The 16,633-nt window shown below is 67.2% G+C and carries 17 protein-coding genes; 10 read left to right on the top strand and 7 right to left on the bottom strand.

Features of this window, described 5'->3' with window-relative positions; genetic code table 11:
* The 5 genes from U1E69_RS11500 to U1E69_RS11480 all read left to right on the top strand — a co-directional run.
* Nucleotides 1-419 (top strand): tetratricopeptide repeat protein (locus U1E69_RS11500; protein WP_322244515.1); only part of this gene is annotated, 419 nt, incomplete at its 5' end.
* An 18-nt stretch (nucleotides 420-437) separates the two neighbouring features.
* Nucleotides 438-602: an adenylosuccinate lyase gene (locus tag U1E69_RS11495; RefSeq protein ID WP_322244514.1), complete on the top strand. Its 165-nt coding sequence runs from the start codon at nucleotides 438-440 to the stop codon at nucleotides 600-602.
* A gap of 66 nt (nucleotides 603-668) precedes the next feature.
* Entirely contained in the window at nucleotides 669-1,745 is a 1,077-nt protein-coding gene (locus tag U1E69_RS11490) for a flagellar motor switch protein FliG (protein WP_416200277.1), read from the top strand.
* A 254-nt stretch (nucleotides 1,746-1,999) separates the two neighbouring features.
* Entirely contained in the window at nucleotides 2,000-2,881 is an 882-nt protein-coding gene (locus U1E69_RS11485) for a DMT family transporter (protein ID WP_322244513.1), read from the top strand.
* 7 nt (nucleotides 2,882-2,888) lie between these two features.
* Nucleotides 2,889-3,776 carry a lysophospholipid acyltransferase family protein gene (locus U1E69_RS11480; RefSeq protein ID WP_322244512.1) on the top strand — a complete coding sequence of 296 codons (888 nt, stop codon included), beginning with the start codon at nucleotides 2,889-2,891 and terminating at the stop codon, nucleotides 3,774-3,776.
* Nucleotides 3,777-3,826: 50 nt separating this feature from the next.
* Here the strand turns inward: U1E69_RS11480 and U1E69_RS11475 are convergent, their stop codons facing one another.
* Nucleotides 3,827-4,522: a DUF1223 domain-containing protein gene (locus U1E69_RS11475; protein ID WP_322244511.1), complete on the bottom strand. Its 696-nt coding sequence runs from the start codon at nucleotides 4,520-4,522 to the stop codon at nucleotides 3,827-3,829.
* 176 nt (nucleotides 4,523-4,698) lie between these two features.
* Here U1E69_RS11475 and acnA point away from each other — a divergent pair, with 176 nt between their 5' ends.
* Both acnA and U1E69_RS11465 read left to right on the top strand, forming a co-directional pair.
* Nucleotides 4,699-7,386 (top strand): aconitate hydratase AcnA, encoded by a 2,688-nt coding sequence (gene acnA, locus U1E69_RS11470; protein ID WP_322244510.1) that lies wholly within the window; start codon nucleotides 4,699-4,701, stop codon nucleotides 7,384-7,386.
* Between the two features lie 111 nt (nucleotides 7,387-7,497).
* Entirely contained in the window at nucleotides 7,498-7,635 is a 138-nt protein-coding gene (locus tag U1E69_RS11465) for a hypothetical protein (RefSeq protein WP_322244509.1), read from the top strand.
* A gap of 138 nt (nucleotides 7,636-7,773) precedes the next feature.
* On the opposite strand, the gene U1E69_RS11460 is transcribed toward U1E69_RS11465, so the two are convergent.
* Genes U1E69_RS11460 through U1E69_RS11435 form a run of 6 tightly spaced genes read right to left on the bottom strand, consistent with a single transcriptional unit; the run spans nucleotide 7,774 to nucleotide 12,138 of the window.
* A complete protein-coding gene (locus U1E69_RS11460; RefSeq protein WP_322244508.1) occupies nucleotides 7,774-8,313 on the bottom strand; it encodes a DsbE family thiol:disulfide interchange protein in 540 nt (179 codons plus the stop codon).
* Nucleotides 8,306-8,464, bottom strand: coding sequence for a heme exporter protein CcmD (gene ccmD / locus U1E69_RS11455; RefSeq protein ID WP_416200276.1), 159 nt, complete (start codon nucleotides 8,462-8,464; stop codon nucleotides 8,306-8,308). The genes U1E69_RS11460 and ccmD overlap by 8 nt, the downstream gene beginning before the upstream one ends.
* Entirely contained in the window at nucleotides 8,464-9,192 is a 729-nt protein-coding gene (locus U1E69_RS11450) for a heme ABC transporter permease (protein WP_322244506.1), read from the bottom strand. The genes ccmD and U1E69_RS11450 overlap by 1 nt, the downstream gene beginning before the upstream one ends.
* A gap of 56 nt (nucleotides 9,193-9,248) precedes the next feature.
* The gene (gene ccmB / locus U1E69_RS11445; protein WP_322244505.1) at nucleotides 9,249-9,905 is read right to left on the bottom strand and encodes a heme exporter protein CcmB; all 657 of its coding nucleotides are present in this window, start codon (nucleotides 9,903-9,905) and stop codon (nucleotides 9,249-9,251) included.
* Nucleotides 9,902-10,516 carry a heme ABC exporter ATP-binding protein CcmA gene (ccmA, locus tag U1E69_RS11440; protein WP_322244504.1) on the bottom strand — a complete coding sequence of 205 codons (615 nt, stop codon included), beginning with the start codon at nucleotides 10,514-10,516 and terminating at the stop codon, nucleotides 9,902-9,904. Before ccmA ends, ccmB begins: the two co-directional genes overlap by 4 nt.
* A 44-nt stretch (nucleotides 10,517-10,560) precedes the next feature.
* Nucleotides 10,561-12,138 carry a N,N-dimethylformamidase beta subunit family domain-containing protein gene (locus U1E69_RS11435; protein ID WP_322244503.1) on the bottom strand — a complete coding sequence of 526 codons (1,578 nt, stop codon included), beginning with the start codon at nucleotides 12,136-12,138 and terminating at the stop codon, nucleotides 10,561-10,563.
* Nucleotides 12,139-12,253: 115 nt separating this feature from the next.
* Here U1E69_RS11435 and U1E69_RS11430 point away from each other — a divergent pair, with 115 nt between their 5' ends.
* From U1E69_RS11430 to U1E69_RS11420, 3 genes are all read left to right on the top strand, one after another.
* A complete protein-coding gene (locus tag U1E69_RS11430) occupies nucleotides 12,254-13,627 on the top strand; it encodes an FAD-binding oxidoreductase (RefSeq protein ID WP_322244502.1) in 1,374 nt (457 codons plus the stop codon).
* A gap of 72 nt (nucleotides 13,628-13,699) precedes the next feature.
* Nucleotides 13,700-15,019 carry a vanadium-dependent haloperoxidase gene (locus U1E69_RS11425; protein ID WP_322244501.1) on the top strand — a complete coding sequence of 440 codons (1,320 nt, stop codon included), beginning with the start codon at nucleotides 13,700-13,702 and terminating at the stop codon, nucleotides 15,017-15,019.
* On the top strand, nucleotides 15,019-16,581 hold the full coding sequence (locus U1E69_RS11420) for a CRTAC1 family protein (protein WP_322244500.1): 1,563 nt from the start codon (nucleotides 15,019-15,021) through the stop codon (nucleotides 16,579-16,581). The genes U1E69_RS11425 and U1E69_RS11420 overlap by 1 nt, the downstream gene beginning before the upstream one ends.
* Nucleotides 16,582-16,633 lie beyond the last annotated feature (52 nt).

Here is a 16,633-nt window from a genome sequence, read left to right as displayed (position 1 = left end):
GCACGGTCTGGGATGAAAAGACCAAGGCCTGCATCAAGGCCGAGGATCAAAGCCTCAACGACGACCAGCGCTACGACGCGGTGCGCGAACTGGCCTATGCGGGCCGCTATGACGATGCTCTGGCGGTCCTGGCCCTGATGACCGAGGGCGAGACGTCCCGCGTCATGACCTACCAGGGCTTCCTTCTGCGCAAGACCGGCCGGATCGACGCCGGCATCGCCGCCTACCAACGGGCCATAGCGTTGAACCCCGATAATATCCTTGCCCGCAGCTACTACGGCCAGCTTCTTGTCCAGATGGACGACACGGCGCGGGCACAGGTGCAACTTGACGCGATCCGCGCCCGCGGCGGCCAGGGCACCTGGGCCGAAACCGCGCTCGCCACCGCCATTTCCACCGGAGCAACCTACACCTACTGACCAGAAGGAGGACGACCGATGAAGACTGCAACGACCCTCGCCGCCCTGGCGATAGCCCTTCTCCCCGGCTTTGCCTTCGCCCAGTGCGTCGGCCAGCACAGCGAACAGACGGCGGCCAGCTGCATGGCCGGGACGACCTGGGACGCCGTGAAGGGCACCTGCGTCGAAACTCCGTCCAGCTAGGTCGCGGTCAAGCAGCCGTTAACCTGCCGGCGTCTAGGCTGACCTTGTCGAATCGATGAGGACCTGATGCCGCAAGACATGGCGCCCCTGGCCCGGATCACCCCGGATCGCCGGATCACGACGATGCAGACCCTGCCGAGGCGGGCTTTGACCTCACGGCAGAAGGCGGCGGTGATTGTCCGCTACCTTCTGACCGAGGGCAGTTCGCTGCCGTTGTCCTCGCTGCCCGAACACATGCAGTCCGCCCTGGCCGAACAGATGGGGCAGATGCGGCTGGTGGACCGGACCACGCTGGACGAGGTGGTGTCGGAATTCCTGGCCGAACTTGAATCCGTCGGTCTTGCCTTCCCCGGCGGGATCGAAGGGGCGCTGGCCATGATGGACGGCCACATCTCGCAATCCGCGGCCCAGCGGCTGAGGCGGATGTCTTCGGCCTCGTCCAAGGTCGACCCGTGGGAGCGGATCATCCAGCTGCCGATTGACCGTCTGATGCCGATCCTGCTGAACGAGGCGGTCGAGGTTGGCGCCGTGATGCTGTCGAAGCTTCCTGTCGCCAAGGCGGCCGAAATCCTGGGCAAGCTGCCCGGCGAACGCGCGCGCCGGGTGGCCTATGCCGTGTCGATGACCGGCAATGTCGATCCCGAGACCGTCCGCCGCATCGGTGCGGCCCTTTTGGCGGAACTGGACAACCAGCCGCCCAAGGCCTTTGACCAAGGTCCGGTGCAACGGGTGGGCGCGATCCTGAACATCTCGCCTTCGCTGACCCGCGATGACGTCCTGCTGGGTCTGGAAGCCGAGGATGCCGCCTTCGCGGCCGAGGTGCGCAAGGCGATCTTCACCTTCGTCCACATCCCGGCCCGCCTGAACCCGCGCGACGCACCGAAGATCACCCGCCTGGTGGAACAGCCCCAGCTTGTCACCGCACTTGCCGCCGCAGCGGGCAAGCCCGGCCTGGAGGAGGCGGCCGACTTCCTGCTGTCCAACATCTCGCAACGCCTGGCCCAGGGCCTGCGGGAGGAAATGGCCACTCGGGGCCGCGTCAAGGACAAGGACGCAGAAGAGGCGATGAACGCGATCATCGGCGCGATCCGCACGCTGGAAGCCTCGGGCGAGATCACCCTGATCCAGGAGGAGGAGGACTGAGGGCCGCTCGCCGTTCGCCCAAGCCGGGGCCATGCGCGCAGGAAGGTCTGCCGCGCTGGTCTGTGCGCAATACTTCAGATCCCGCGCTGGTCACTGGTTCCAGCCTTGCGCGATACTGGCTGACCCGGCCCGGGCAAACCGGCCCTGCAGCGACCTGCGGCGCGTGGCAGGTCGCCGCGCCGATATGACGGCCTCCGTCGGCCGCAGGACAGCCCACCCTTGCAGCCTCGCGCCCTGCCGCCTAGAACGGACCCATGTCCGCCGTCACCATCCCTTCCGTCACGCGCGGCGTGGCCTTGATGATCCTTGCGATCTTCCTCTTCACCGCGATGGATGCCACGGCCAAGGGCCTGATCGCGCGCTATCCCGCGCCACAGGTGATCTGGGTCCGGTTTGCCGGTCAGCTGGTGCTGGTCCTGCTGATCCTGCGCCACCACCTTGTCCCGGTCCTGCGCACCCGGTTCCCGGTCCTGCATTTCTGGCGTTCGGCCTCGCAGTTCGGGGCGACCACCTTCTTCTTTCTGTCGCTGCCGTTCATCGGTTTGGCCGAGGCCACCGCCATCGCCGACATCAACCCGGTTCTCATCACTCTTGGGGCGGCACTCTTCCTGGGCGAAAAGCTTGGCCCCCGGCGCATTGCGGGCGTCGTTGTCGCCCTGATCGGCGCGCTGATCGTGATCCGGCCGGGCGCGGGCGTCTTCACCTGGTGGGCGATCCTGCCGCTGATGTGCGCGCTGTCCTACACGATCAGCGCGCTGCTGACCCGCAAGATCGGCGCGCAGGAAAGCGTCTGGGCCTCGATGGTCTACGCCGCCCTCTTCGGCACCATCGTGGCCGGGGCCGCCCTGCCCTTCGTCTGGCAACCCATTGCCACGCAGGACCTCTGGCAGTTCGGCCTGATCGCCTGCCTTGGCACCGGGGCGCAGCTGTGCATCATCCGCAGCTTTTCCATCACCGAGGCCGGGATCGTCGCCCCCTTTGCCTATCTGGGGATCGTCTTCGCCACGTTCTGGGGCGCGGTGCTCTATGACCAGTGGCCCGACCGCTGGACGGTGATCGGTGCGCTTGTGATCGTGGGGGCGGGTCTTTATGTCTGGCACCGCGAACACCGGGCGTCGCGCGCGCCTGCAGCCTAGAAGCCGCATGTCACAGGATGCCGATCCCCCTTTCCGCCCCGACCATTTCCTGGTCAACCTCGCGGCGCGCGGGCTGATCGGGCTGGCCCTGGCCCTGCCCTATCCCTGGCGTGTGGGCCTGATGGGCTGGCTGATGCGGCGGGTGATCGGCCCCCTCGCGGGCTACCGTCAGCGCGCGCTGGAAAATCTCGCGCTCGTCTGGCCCGACCTGCCCGCAGCGCAGCGGCAGGCCATCGCGGCGGCCTCGCTGGACAATGCCGGTCGCACCCTGATCGAGAACTACTCGACCCGCGCCTTCACCGCCCGCGCCGCCAGAATAGAACCGCAGGGTCCGGGTTATCCCGCCCTTCTTGCCGCACGTCAGGCGAAGCGACCCGTGATCCTCGTCTCCGGCCATTTCGGAAATTACGAAGCCGCGCGCGCGGCTCTGGTGGCGCAAGGCTTCGACATCGGCGGGCTCTACCGGAACCTCTCGAACCGCTACTTCAACGCGCATTACGTCCGCACGATGGAGGCGTTCGGCGGCCCGGTCTTCCCGCAAGGGCGCGCCGGGACGGCCGGATTCGTGCGGCACCTGAAAGAGGGCGGGCAACTGGTGCTGCTCTTTGATCAGGACGTGGCCACCGGCGTCGCCCTGCCGTTCCTCGGCCACCCGGCCCGCACGGCCCTATCGGCCGCACAGCTGGCCCTCCGGCTGAAGGCCGACCTGATCCCCTTCTTCGCGACCCGCCAGCCGGACGGCCTAAGCTTCCAGGTCGATCTCGACGCTCCCATCCCGCACAGCGACGCCCGGACGATGACCGAGGCGCTGACCCGGGCGCTGGAGGCGCGGGTCAAGGACCATCCCGGCCAATGGTTCTGGATCCACCGGCGCTGGAAGGGCGGCGGCCAGTAGGGTGGGTCGTTCCGCGCCCTGGCGCGGGTTGACCCACCGCCCGCTCGGGATCAGTCGACCCGGGCCGCCGCCAGGATCGCTGCCGGTCCATCGTGCTGCACGATCACCGCGCCCGGCTGGTCCCCCGCGAACGGAGCCGTCAGCTCCAGCGGCTCCTGCCCGGACCAGTCGCCGATCCGCTCCCACGACGTCACGATATTGGTATAGGTCACCGTCTTGCCCGCATTCTCGCCACGCTCGATCAGCACCGTCTCTTCGGGCTTGTAGCGCACCAGCTGCACCCGCACCGGTTCGGTCAGCGGTGGATCGGCCTCGGCCCGGATCACCAGCCGGTCGCCCTCGCGCGTGACCATCAGCCGCACTGTCGTCCCCGCCTCCATATGGGCGCGGAGCCGGTTAGCGGTCTCTTCCGGCGCGAATCCCTCGATCCGGTCCGCCCCGCCGATGATCAGCTGTGGCGTGTAGATCGTCCGCGACCCCACCGCCTTGGCATAGGCGCGCTGGCGGTCGGTGAACTTCGGATTGGCGAACTTGTCCGCCCAGCCGATGTAATCCCAATAGTCGACATGCAGCGCCAGCGGCAGGATCTGCGGGTTCGAGGCCAGCATCGCCACGAAATCATCCGCCGGCGGGCAGGACGAACACCCTTGCGAGGTGTAAAGCTCGACAACCACCACCGGCTCGGCCTGAACCTGCGCTGCGGCCGCAAGCCACAACCCGCATGCCGCGCTGACGAAATGTCGCATGGTGCCTATCCCGATCATTTATCCCCACCTCGTTATAGGAAGCTGTCCCGCCACGAGCCAATCAAGGTTTTGCGAGAGACCTGTCACATGCTGTAGGAATGGCGCACAGCAGGGCTGGATATTCGGCATACAATGGTATACAAGCAGCAAGCCACCGCCTTTCAAGGGAGCAAGAGATGACCGTCACCGTTGGACATGACCTGTCGAAGACCCGCAAGACCCTGACCGCAGGGGGCCAGACGGTCCACTACTATTCCATCCCGGCAGCCGAGGCCGCGGGCCTGGGCGATTTCTCCCGGCTCCCCGCCGCGCTGAAGGTGGTGCTCGAAAACATGCTGCGGTTCGAGGATGCCAAGACCGTCACGGTCGATGACATCAAGGCCTTCTCCACCTGGGGCAAGAACGGCGGCCAGAACCCGATCGAGATCGCCTATCGCCCGGCCCGCGTGCTGATGCAGGACTTCACCGGCGTCCCCGCCGTCGTCGACCTTGCCGCGATGCGCGACGGGATCAAGGGCCTCAAGGGCTCGGCCGCCAAGATCAACCCGCTGGTTCCGGTGGACCTTGTGATCGACCACTCGGTGATGATCGACGAATTCGGCCACCCCCGCGCCTTCCAGATGAACGTGGACCGCGAATATGAGCGGAACATGGAGCGTTACGTCTTCCTGAAATGGGGCCAGAACGCCTTCAACAACTTCCGCGTCGTGCCCCCCGGCACCGGCATCTGCCACCAGGTGAACCTGGAATACCTCGCCCAGACCGTCTGGACCGACACCGACCAGAACGGCAACCTGGTCGCCTATCCCGACACCCTTGTCGGCACCGACAGCCACACCACGATGGTCAACGGCCTTGCCGTCCTTGGCTGGGGCGTCGGCGGGATCGAGGCCGAGGCCGCGATGCTGGGCCAGCCCGTCTCGATGCTGATCCCCGAGGTCGTCGGCTTCAAGCTGACCGGCGCGATGATGGAAGGCACCACGGCGACCGACCTGGTCCTGAAGGTCGTCCAGATGCTGCGGAAACACGGCGTGGTGAACAAGTTCGTCGAATTCTACGGTGAGGGGCTGGACCACCTCCCACTCGCCGACCGCGCGACCATCGCCAACATGGCCCCGGAATACGGCGCCACCTGTGGCTTCTTCCCGATCGACGATGAAACCCTGCGCTACATGCACATGACCGGCCGCGACGAAGGCCGCATCGCCCTCGTCGAAGCCTATGCCAAAGCCAACGGCATGTGGCGCGGCCCAGACTACGACCCGGTCTACACCTCGACCCTGCACCTCGACATGTCCACTATTGTCCCCGCCATTTCCGGCCCGAAGCGCCCGCAGGACTACCTGCCGCTGACCGACGCCAAGGCGTCCTTCGCCAAGGAGATGGAGGCCAGTTTCAAGCGCCCGCAGGGCAAGGAAGTGGCCGTCGAGGGCGAAGGCTACACCCTCTCCTCGGGCAAGGTCGTGATCGCCTCGATCACCTCCTGCACCAACACGTCGAACCCCTATGTGCTGATCGGCGCAGGTCTGGTGGCGCGCAAGGCCCGCGCTTTGGGTCTGAACCGCAAGCCGTGGGTCAAGACCTCGCTCGCCCCCGGAAGCCAAGTCGTGTCGGAATACCTGAACGCCGCGGGCCTGCAGGAAGACCTCGACGCCGTCGGCTTCAACCTTGTCGGCTACGGCTGCACCACCTGCATTGGCAACTCGGGTCCCCTGCAGCCCGAGATTTCCAAGGCGATCAACGAAGGCGACCTCGTGGCCGCCGCCGTCCTGTCGGGCAACCGCAACTTCGAGGGCCGGATTTCCCCCGATGTCCGCGCCAACTACCTCGCCTCGCCGCCGCTGGTCGTCGCCTATGCGCTGGCGGGCGACATGAACATCGACCTCACGACCGAACCGCTCGGCACAGGGTCGAACGGGCAGCCGGTCTATCTGAAAGACATCTGGCCGACGAACAAGGAAATCGCCGACATCGTCCACGCGGTCGTGACGCGCGAAGCCTTCCAGTCGAAATACGCCGATGTCTTCAAGGGCGACGCCAAGTGGCAGGCCGTCGAGATCACCGATAGCGAGGTCTACGACTGGCCGCCGACCTCGACCTACATCCAGAACCCGCCCTATTTCCAGGGCATGTCGGCCACGCCCGGGGTCATCAGGAACATCACCGGCGCGCGGGTGCTGGCGCTTCTGGGCGACATGATCACCACCGACCACATCTCGCCTGCCGGTTCATTCAAAGCCTCAACTCCGGCTGGCAAGTATCTGACGGAACGGCAAGTTCCGGTCAGCGAGTTCAACTCCTACGGGGCCCGGCGCGGCAACCATGAGGTGATGATGCGCGGCACCTTCGCCAACATCCGCATCAAGAACGAGATGCTCGATGGGGTCGAGGGCGGCTACACCAAGGGGCCGGACGGGCAGCAGACCTCGATCTACGACGCCTCGATGGCCTATCAGGCGCAGGGCACACCGCTGGTGATCTTCGGCGGCATCGAATACGGCGCAGGCTCGTCGCGCGACTGGGCCGCCAAGGGCACCGCGCTTCTGGGCGTCAAGGCCGTCATCGCCGAATCGTTCGAGCGTATCCACCGCTCGAACCTTGTCGGCATGGGCGTCATCCCGTTCGAGTTCACCGGCGGCGACACCCGCAAGTCGCTGGGCCTGAAAGGCGACGAGGTGGTCAGCATCGGCGGGCTGGAAGGCGGGCTGAAGCCGCTTTCGACCGTGCCCTGCACCATCCGCTATGCCGACGGCACCGAGAAGGTCATCCAGCTGAAATGCCGGATCGATACCGAGATCGAGGTCGAATACGTCGAGAACGGCGGCGTCCTGCATTACGTCCTGCGGAACCTCGCAGCGTCCTGATTCTGGAAACCGATTGTTTCCCAAGAAAGCCCGGGCAATCCCCGGGCTTTCACTTTTTGTTCTCACTTCGGCGCGCAATCTGGCCCTATCCCCAGCCAGAAGGCTTATGTCATGTCAGACCGTTTCCCGCCGCTCCGTCCGCAGTCCGCGCTGACCCGTTCCGACAGCCGCACCCTGCCCGTCCCGGCCCCCGTCGACCTCACGCTCCTCGCCGCGCTGGCCTTCGTCCTGGCGCTGGCGTTGATCTAAGGCGCAAGGCACGTAGGGTGGGCCGTTCCCGCGCCTTCGCGCGGGGTTGGCCCACCGCCCGATCAGGTTGACCGTTCCTGACCACCGGCGCCCAAGCCCTTGATGTCAGGGACACCTAACCCTGCCCAAGCGCGGTTTCTACGCCCCGCCGGCCAGCGCCTTCTGAAGTTCGGGCAGGAATCGGGTCTCGTAATCCGTCCCGATCAGCGGACCGACAAAGCGGAAAAGGACGGTCCCGTCCCCGCCGACGATGAAGGTCTCCGGCGGGGCGGTCACCCCCCATTCCACCCGGTTGCGTCCGTTCGGGTCGGTCGCGACGCCGATGAAGGGGTTCCCCTCCTCGGCCAGGTAGGCGACCGCCTTTTCGTCGTCGTCCATGATGTTGACGCCCGCCACCCGCACCCCGTCCGCCGCCATTGCCAGAAGCTGAGGATGCTCGGCCCGGCACGGCGGGCACCAGGTCGCCCAGAAGTTGACCACCGTCACCTCTCCGGTCCGCAGGTCGGCATCGGCCACGCCCGGGATGCCCGGCAGCGCCGTCATTGGCAGGACGGGGGCCGGTCGGCCGACGAAGACCGATTGCAGTTCGCCCGGATTGTCGCGGTACATCCCCGCGTAAAACAGCCCCGCCAGCCCCGCGAAGAGGACCGGGGGCAGCACCATCAGCCACCTAGCCATCCGACTTCCCCTGCCGCGCCTCGACCTCGGCCAGCGCACGGCGCGTCCGCGCCGCTTGCCACAGCGTCAGCCCCACCAGGGCTGCGATCAGCACCGCCGTCGCCAGATAGGACCCCAGTACCGCCACGGCGTATTTTCCCAGGTCCGGCATCATGCCACCCTCTCCCGCGCCAAGAGCGCCTTCAGCCGCCGCGCCCGGATTTCCGTCCGGGTCCGCAGCAGGACCATCGTCACGAACAGAAGGACAAACCCCGCGATGCAGACGAGGAGCGGGACCCAGAAGACGTCCGCGACGTTCTCTTCCTTGTCCAGGCTGAGGGATGCCCCCTGGTGCAGCCCCTGGTTCCAGAAGTTCACCGCATAGCGCGACAAAAGCGCGAAGACCGACCCCACCAGGCACAGGATCGAGGTCAGGTCGGCCGCCGTATCCGGGTCCTCGATCGCGGCCCACAGCGCCATGTAGCCAAAGTAGAACAGGGTCAGGATCAGGAACGAGGTCAGCCTTGGGTCCCAGGCCCACCAGGTCCCCCACATCGGCTGGCCCCAAAGCGCCCCGGTGACCAGCGCGATCAACGTGAAGGTCAGGCCCACGGGGGCGGCTGCCTTGGCGGCCAGTGCGCTGACATGGTGGCGGCGGACGATCCAGATCAGCGAGGTGACCAGCATCATCACCCAGGCATTGATCGCCATCATCGCCGAGGGCACATGCAGGTAGATGATCTTGACCGTCGAGCCCTGCTTGTAGTCGTCCGGCGTGAAGAAAAAGCCCCAGACCAGGCCCACCACCAGCAGAATGACCGTCAGCCCCACCGCCCAGGGCAAGGCCCGGGCCGAGAGTGCCATGAACTTCTTCGGGTTCGCATATTCCCAGATCGACATGGGCCGTTGCCTATCCTGTCCTTGGTTCCCGCTCAACACACCATCGCGCGAGAGGTTTAGCGCAAATTGACGCGGATCGCACTTGCGGCCGCAAAGGGCAGCAGGGCCGCCGCACCCAGGCTGATGGCCGCCAAAAGCGCAAGGGGGGTGGTCAGCGCCATTCCCTCGGCCCCGCGGCGCACGACCTCTCCGCCGAAGATCAGCGTCGGCACGTAAAGCGGCAGGACCAGAAGGCTCAGGAGAAGGCCGCCACGCCGCAGACCGACGGTCAGGGCGGCCCCGAAAGCTCCGATCACCGACAGCGCCGGGGTGCCAAGAAGAAGACTTGCCACCAGCCAGCCATAGCCGCCCGCAGGCAGGTTCAGGAACACGGCCAGACCGGGCGCGATCAGGGTCAGCGGCAGGCCGGTGACCAGCCAATGCGCCAGCGCCTTGATGGCAACAACGGCCTCCAGCGGGATCGGCGCGGTGGCCAGAAGGTCAAGCGAGCCGTCCTCGAAGTCCAGCGCAAAGATGCGGTCCAGCGACAGAAGGCAGGCCAGAAGCGCGCCCACCCACAGGATGCCGGGGGCGATGCGGCCCAGCGTCCCACCCTCGGGTCCGACGCCCAGGGGGACCAGGACCGACAGCAGGAAAAAGAATGCCAGCCCCAGCCCGAAGCCGCCACCCGACCGGAACGCCAGTGCCAGATCGCGAAGGAGCAGGGCCTTCATGCGAAAGCCTCGTCAAAGCCGGTGCTCTGGATCACCCGCGCGCGGTAGGGGTCAAGGTCCAGGATCGTCGCCTCGGGCAGGCCCAGGTCGACATGGGTGGCGATCACGGCAAGGCCCCCGTTGCCAAGGTGGCCGCGGACCACATCGGCGAACATCGCGACCGAGGCCACGTCCAGGCTGACGGTCGGCTCGTCCAGAAGCCAGACCGGACGACCCGTCACCAGCAGGCGCGCCAGGCCCAGGCGGCGCTTCTGACCGGCAGAGAGCTCCCCCGCGCGGCGGCGGGTCAGCTGGGTCAGGTTCAGCGCGGTCAGGGCGTGGTCAATCGCCGGGCCGCCATAGATACGCGACCAGAAGCTCAGGTTTTCGGCCACAGTCAGCGTCGATTTCAGCCCGTCGGCATGGGCGGCATAGGCGACGCTGTCAGGGGGCAGAGCGCAAGTCCCCTCCGCAGGCGGTTGCAGGCCAGCGAGCGTCCGCAGCAGCGTCGTCTTGCCCGACCCGTTCGGCCCGCGCAGGATCAGCGCCTGACCGGCCGCGACTGTCAGCGTCACGCCGCGCAGGACCGTGACGCCGCCCCGGGCCACCGCAAGGTTCGTCAGGCTCAACATGGCGCAAGGCCTAGCCTAAGGCCGCGCGCGGGGGAAGGGGGTGCTCAGCCCCAGGTCCCAAGCAGGATGTTCCGCGTCACCGCTTCGACCGGGCCGTCCCGGGCGATCAGCCCCGCGACCCATTCGCAAGAACCCGCATTGAACACCGCCCCCCTGCCCCGACGGTAGTCCGCCATGCAGCCATTGCCGCGGCTGGCAAGGCCCAGGGTCTCGGGCGTGACCGCGCCGTAGACCTTCTGCGCAACCTCCTCGGCGTCCAGCGTGCCGATGAACTGGTCCATGTCCTGCGCGCCGGTGTGGTGGGCCAGCGTCGTGGCGGGCGAAAGGGCGACGATGGTCAGCTCACCTTCCAGCCCGGTGTCCGCCGCAGGGTAAGGCAGACCCTTCCGGATCTCGTAGTCGATCCCGTCGACCTCGTAGCCGAAGATCGTCGATTTCGCGCCAAGGACGTCGCCATAGCCAAGCCCGGTCCCCGCCATCGACCAGTGGTCGGGGCGGTAAAGGGTGAAGCCGCCGGACCCGTGCGCGGCGCAGCGGCTCCATCCAGCATAGACACCCATGCTGCCGGTGAGGCCCATCGTGGCCACGGCAGGGCGGCGGGCCTGGGGGTGGTCCCAGTAGCTGGTGATCCGGTCGGTAGCCGCAAGGGGGTCCTCGGCCTCGGCCCGGGACTTGTAGCAGGTCTGGGTCAGCAGGTCGGACGAAAGCCGCGTCTGCCAGAAGAAGTTCCCGCCAAAGCGCGCCAGCTGGCCGCCCCGGTCTACCCAGGCGTCCAGGTGGTCGCGCATCTCCCAGGTCCAGTATTCGTCATGGCCGACGATGACGGCGCGGCCATATCCGTCCAGAAGCCGGGGATCGGCGTGCAGGTCGTGCTGGGTGACATAGTCCAGCGCGATGCCCTGCGCTTCCGCCCACAAGGCAAAGGGCCGCTCGAAGGCCGCCCAGCCCGACGAGGCGTATTTCTTCGAAATGCCGTTGGCGCGGGCGTAGTCCATATGCGGATAGCGCGGGCGGGTCAGCAGGGGCGAGGCATGGGGAATGCGGGGCGCATCTTCGGGCCAGCGGACAAAGCCCGTGGTCCAGGGGCGCAAGGTGCTGACCTCGGCCGCGAAATCGCCGCCCGTCGGGCCGCAAAGGCCCTGATAATGGTTCGAGCCACCCCAGTCGTTGTAGGCGCACCAGGTCCCGGTCGCCAGGATCAGCGCCAGCTTTGCGGTGGCTTGGGCGGGCTTCAGGACGAACATCGCATGTGAGCGGTGGCCCTCGACCTCCAGCGTTGCGGTGTAGACGCCCGTAGGCCAGTGGTCGGGGATCGCGGTTTCGAAAGCCACCGGCCAGCCGCAGCCCGTGACCGAACAGTCGGCGGGGGTCGTGGCGAAACGGGTGGCAATGGTCGTCTGCACCACACTGAACGGGGTCAGCCCGTCGCGGGCGATGGTCAGCCGGGCCGTTGGGGCGCTGGACATGGCGTGCAGGCGCAGGGTCTCGCCCGGCCGATAAGACAGCGCCGCCGTATAGCCCCAGACCTGCGGGCGCGCGGGGTCGTTCGAGGCGACCTCGTAATAATGCCCGGTGACCGGATCGCCGTCGTCAGCTGGCCCGGCAACGAAGAAGCCCTGCATCTCACTCCCCGTGGTTTTTGCGCAGCATCGGTGGAGGACAGGGCGAAGGCAACCGGCTTTCGGCCTTGAAAAGCGGGCAGGCCTGTGGCCCCTTGGCCGGAAACAAGGGGGAGCCATGCGGATCGGAGACGTCTCGTTCTGGTATGCCGACATCGGGCAGCCCTACCGCCGCGCGCCCCTGGCGGGGGACCGGACGGCGGATGTGGCGATCATCGGGGCGGGCTATACCGGCCTTTGGACCGCCTACTACCTGAAGCAGGCGATGCCCTCGCTGGATGTTCTGGTGATCGAGAAGGACTTCGCAGGCTTTGGCGCCTCGGGGCGGAACGGTGGCTGGCTCACGGGCGGCTTCGCCTGGAACCACGCGCGGTATCTGGAAAGCTCGTCCGAACACGCGGTCCGCAGCATGGTCGAGGCGATGAACGGCACGGTGGACGAGGTGATCCGCGTGGCCGGGGCAGAAGGGATCGACGCCGACATCCAGCGCACGGATGAGCTGATGGTGGCGACGAAACCCGCCCAGGTCGGCCGGATGCAAGCCGAGGTCGCGCATCGCCGCCACTGGGGCGAAGAGGGCCGGGTGTTCGAGATGAACGCCCGCGACCTGTCGGACCGCATCCGCATCCCCGGCGCGCTGGGGGCGATGGTGGTGACGAATGTGGCGCGCATCCAGCCGGCCAAGCTGGTCCGCGGGCTGGCGCGCACGGTCGAACGCCTGGGGGTGCGCATCGTCGAAGGCACCACAGTCACGGGCTACGAGCCGGGCGTCGTGACAACCGACCACGGCACGGTGCAGGCCCCGGTCATCCTGCGCTGCACCGAAGGCTTTACCGCAGGGCTGCCGGGGCGAAAGCGCGAGTGGTTGCCGATGAACTCGGCCCAAATCGCGACCGAACCGCTGCCGCCCGAGGTCTGGGATCAGATCGGCTGGCAGGCCCATGAAATTGTGGGGGATTTCGCCAATGCCTACTGCTACTGCCAGCGCACCCGCGAAGGCCGGATCACCGTCGGCGCGCGGGGGGTGCCGTACCGCTATGGCTCCAGCCTTGACACCAACGGCGCGCCCGACCCCGAGACGATCCGGCGGCTGACGGCGATCCTGCACCGGCATTTCCCGGCGGCTCGCAACGCGCAGATCGACCACGCCTGGTGCGGCGTCCTGGGTGTCCCACGCGACTGGTGCGCGACCGTGGGGCTGGACCCGGTGACGGGGCTTGGCTGGGCCGGGGGCTATGTGGGCGTGGGGGTGTCCACCTCGAACCTTGCCGGCCGGACGCTGGCCGACCTGACGCTGGCCCGCGACACCGACCTTGTGCACCTGCCCTGGGTCAACCGCCGCGTAAAGGACTGGGAGCCAGAGCCCTTCCGCTGGCTGGGCGTCCACGGGATGTATGCGCTTCTGAACGCCGCCGACCGGCGCGAGGACCGGCCCGGCGCGGGGCCGTCAAAGCTGGCGGCGGTGGGAAACTGGCTGACCGGGCGGCACTGACTACGGCCACACGGAAAGGATTTGCCTCACCTCTTGCCGCGTGACAGAAACGCAGCGATTGGGGAGGATACCATGCCATTTCATCGCCGCCAGGTGCTTGGGTTCACCATTTCCGCGCCGTTCGCGTTGTCACTGAAGCCCGCCCATGCTGCCAACCGCGCCGACGTCTCGCGCGAGGTGCTCTTGATGTGGCACAAGCTGATCCTGGAACTGGTGCGCCACACCGCGACCTATGTCCCCCCCGTTGCCGCCCGCGCCTTCGCCTATATCGGCATCACCGCGCATGAGGCGCTGGCGACCGGCAACCCCGCCTTGCGCAGCCTCGCCGGGCAGCTGACCGCCTTGCCCCCCCTTCCCCCGCGCGCCGCGGGTGAGCATGACGAGCCTTGCGTCCTGCACGCCGCCCTGACCGCCGCTGTGACCAACCTTTTCTCGAACACCGGCCCCACCGGCCAGCGCGCGATGGAGGCGATGGCGCGCAAGATGGGCGAGATGGCCAGCGACGGCATCGCCGCCGAGGTGGTGGCGCGCAGCGTGGCCGCCGGTCAGGCCGTGGCGGACCATATCCTGACCTGGGCCGCAACCGACGGCGGCGCGGTGATCGCAAACATGGGCTTCCCGATTGAGTATACCCCCGGGACCCGCCCGCAGGACTGGGTGCCCACGAACCTGATCCGGCTCCAGCAGGCCCCGCTTCTGCCGCAGTGGGCGCAGAACCGCCCCTTCGCCATGCCTGCCGCCGACGCCTGCGACGCCCCCCCGCACCCCGCCTATGACGAGGCGCCGGGCACAGACTTCCATGCCGCCGCGCTGGAGGTCTACGACACGTCCCGCGCCCTGACTGACGAACAACGGCTGATCGCCCGCTTCTGGTCCGACGACCCGATGCTGACCCCGACCCCGGCGGGCCACTGGATCGCCATCGTCCTGCAGATCGCCGACCGCGACGCGCTTCCGGTCGAGGTCATTTCCTCGACACTCGCAAAGCTGGGCGTGGCACAGGCGGATGCCTTCATCTCGTGCTGGTCCACCAAGTTCAAATACAACCTTCTGCGCCCCGTCACCTACATCAAGCGCCACATCGACCCGGCGTGGGAGCCGCTGCTGATCACCCCGCCCTTCCCCGAGTACACCTCGGGCCATTCCACCCAATCCGGCGCGGCCTCGACAGTTCTGACTTCGGTTCTGGGCAAGGATTTCGCCTTCGACGACGCGACGCACGTCGATGAGGGGTTCGAGCCGCGCCGCTTCCCTTCCTTCGCCGCCGCTGCGGAAGAAGCTGCGCTTTCAAGGCTTTACGGCGGCATCCACTTCCGCTTTGGCAATCAGGCCGGTCTGGACCAGGGCCGCGCCGTCGGGGCCTATGCCGCCGCCTTGCGGACGGAAGCCTGATGCGCGCAGCCCTTCTGACACTGGCCCTTGCCGCCCCCGCCCTGGCCGAGCCGGTGGTCCCGACCTTTACCGAGGAAACCGCCAGCGCCGGGATCACCACGGTCTTTGACGGCGACTGGGACTACATGGTCGGCGGCGGGGTTGCGACTTTCGACTGTTCCGGCGACGGTTTCCCCGAGCTCTTCCTGTCGGGGGGCGCGGGCGCCTCGGCGCTTTATCTGAACCGCAGCCCGCAAGGTGGGGCGCTGGCGTTCCAGAAGACCGATGCCGTGACGCTGGATGCCGTTCTGGGGGCCTATCCCCTGGACATCGACAGCGACGGCACGATGGACCTCGTGGTCCTGCGTCTGGGCGAAAACCGCCTGCTCCGCGGCCTTGGCGACTGCAGGTTCGAGGATGCGACCCAGGTTTGGGGCTTTGACGGCGGCGACGCCTGGTCGACCGCCTTTGCCGCGATCTGGGAACGCGGGCAGACCTGGCCCACGCTGGCCGTCGGCAACTATGTCGACCGCACCGAAGAGGCCTTTCCCTGGGGGTCCTGCACCGACAACTGGCTGCATCGGCCAGAGGGTGACCGGTTCGCCTCGCCGTTGCCGCTGACCCCGTCGCATTGCGCCTTGTCGATGCTCTTCACCGACTGGAACCGCTCGGGCCACCCGTCCTTGCGCGTGTCGAACGACCGGGAATACTACAAGGGCGGGCAGGAACAGATGTGGCATCTGGAACCCGGTCAGCCGCCACGCCTGTACACCGAGGCCGAGGATGGTTGGAAGCGTCTGCGCATCTGGGGAATGGGGATCGCCAGCGCCGACGTGAACCTGGACGGCTACCCGGATTATTACCTGACCTCGATGGCCGACAACAAGCTGCAGGTCCTGAAGGACCCTGCCTCGGGCAAGCCCGAATTTGCCGATATCGCCTTCAAGTACGGGATCACGGCGCACCGGCCCTATACCGGGGGCGACCTCAAACCCTCGACCGCCTGGCATCCGCAATTCGCGGACGTGAACAATGACGGGGTTCTGGACCTTTTTGTTGCCAAAGGGAACGTGGCGCAGATGCCCGACTTTGCGGCAAAGGACCCCAACAACCTGCTCCTGGGCCAGCCGGACGGCGTCTTCGTCGAAGCCGGGGACCGCGCCGGCGTCGCAAGCCTTGCGATCAGCCGCGGCGCGCAGCTGGTGGACTTCAACCTGGACGGCCTGCTGGACCTCGCCGTGGTGAACCGGTGGCAGACCGCACAGCTTTGGCGGCAGACCGGGGCGCTGGACGGCGGCTGGGTCCAGGTCCGCCTGCAACAGGACACCCCCAACCGCGATGCCATCGGCGCGGTCATCGAGATCCGGCGCGGCGACAAGGTCGAACGGCACGAGATCACCTCGGGCGGCGGGCATGTCTCGGGCTCGGTCGGCTGGCTGCATTTCGGGCTTGGCAGAGCGCAGACGGTCGAGATGCGGGTCCTTTGGCCGGATGGGACCGCAGGCGACTGGCAGACCCTGCCCGCACGCACATTCCAGATCCTGCGGCCAGGGCGCGCGCCGGAACCCTGGACTGCTGAGTGAACAAATCGAATCGCTTTGGAAGGATTAACCCTCAACGCGATTGCAATCCTGG

Source organism: Tabrizicola sp. (genome assembly GCF_034366665.1).
Classification (GTDB): Bacteria; Pseudomonadota; Alphaproteobacteria; order Rhodobacterales; family Rhodobacteraceae; genus Tabrizicola.
This window is presented reverse-complemented; position numbering and strand designations above follow the sequence as displayed.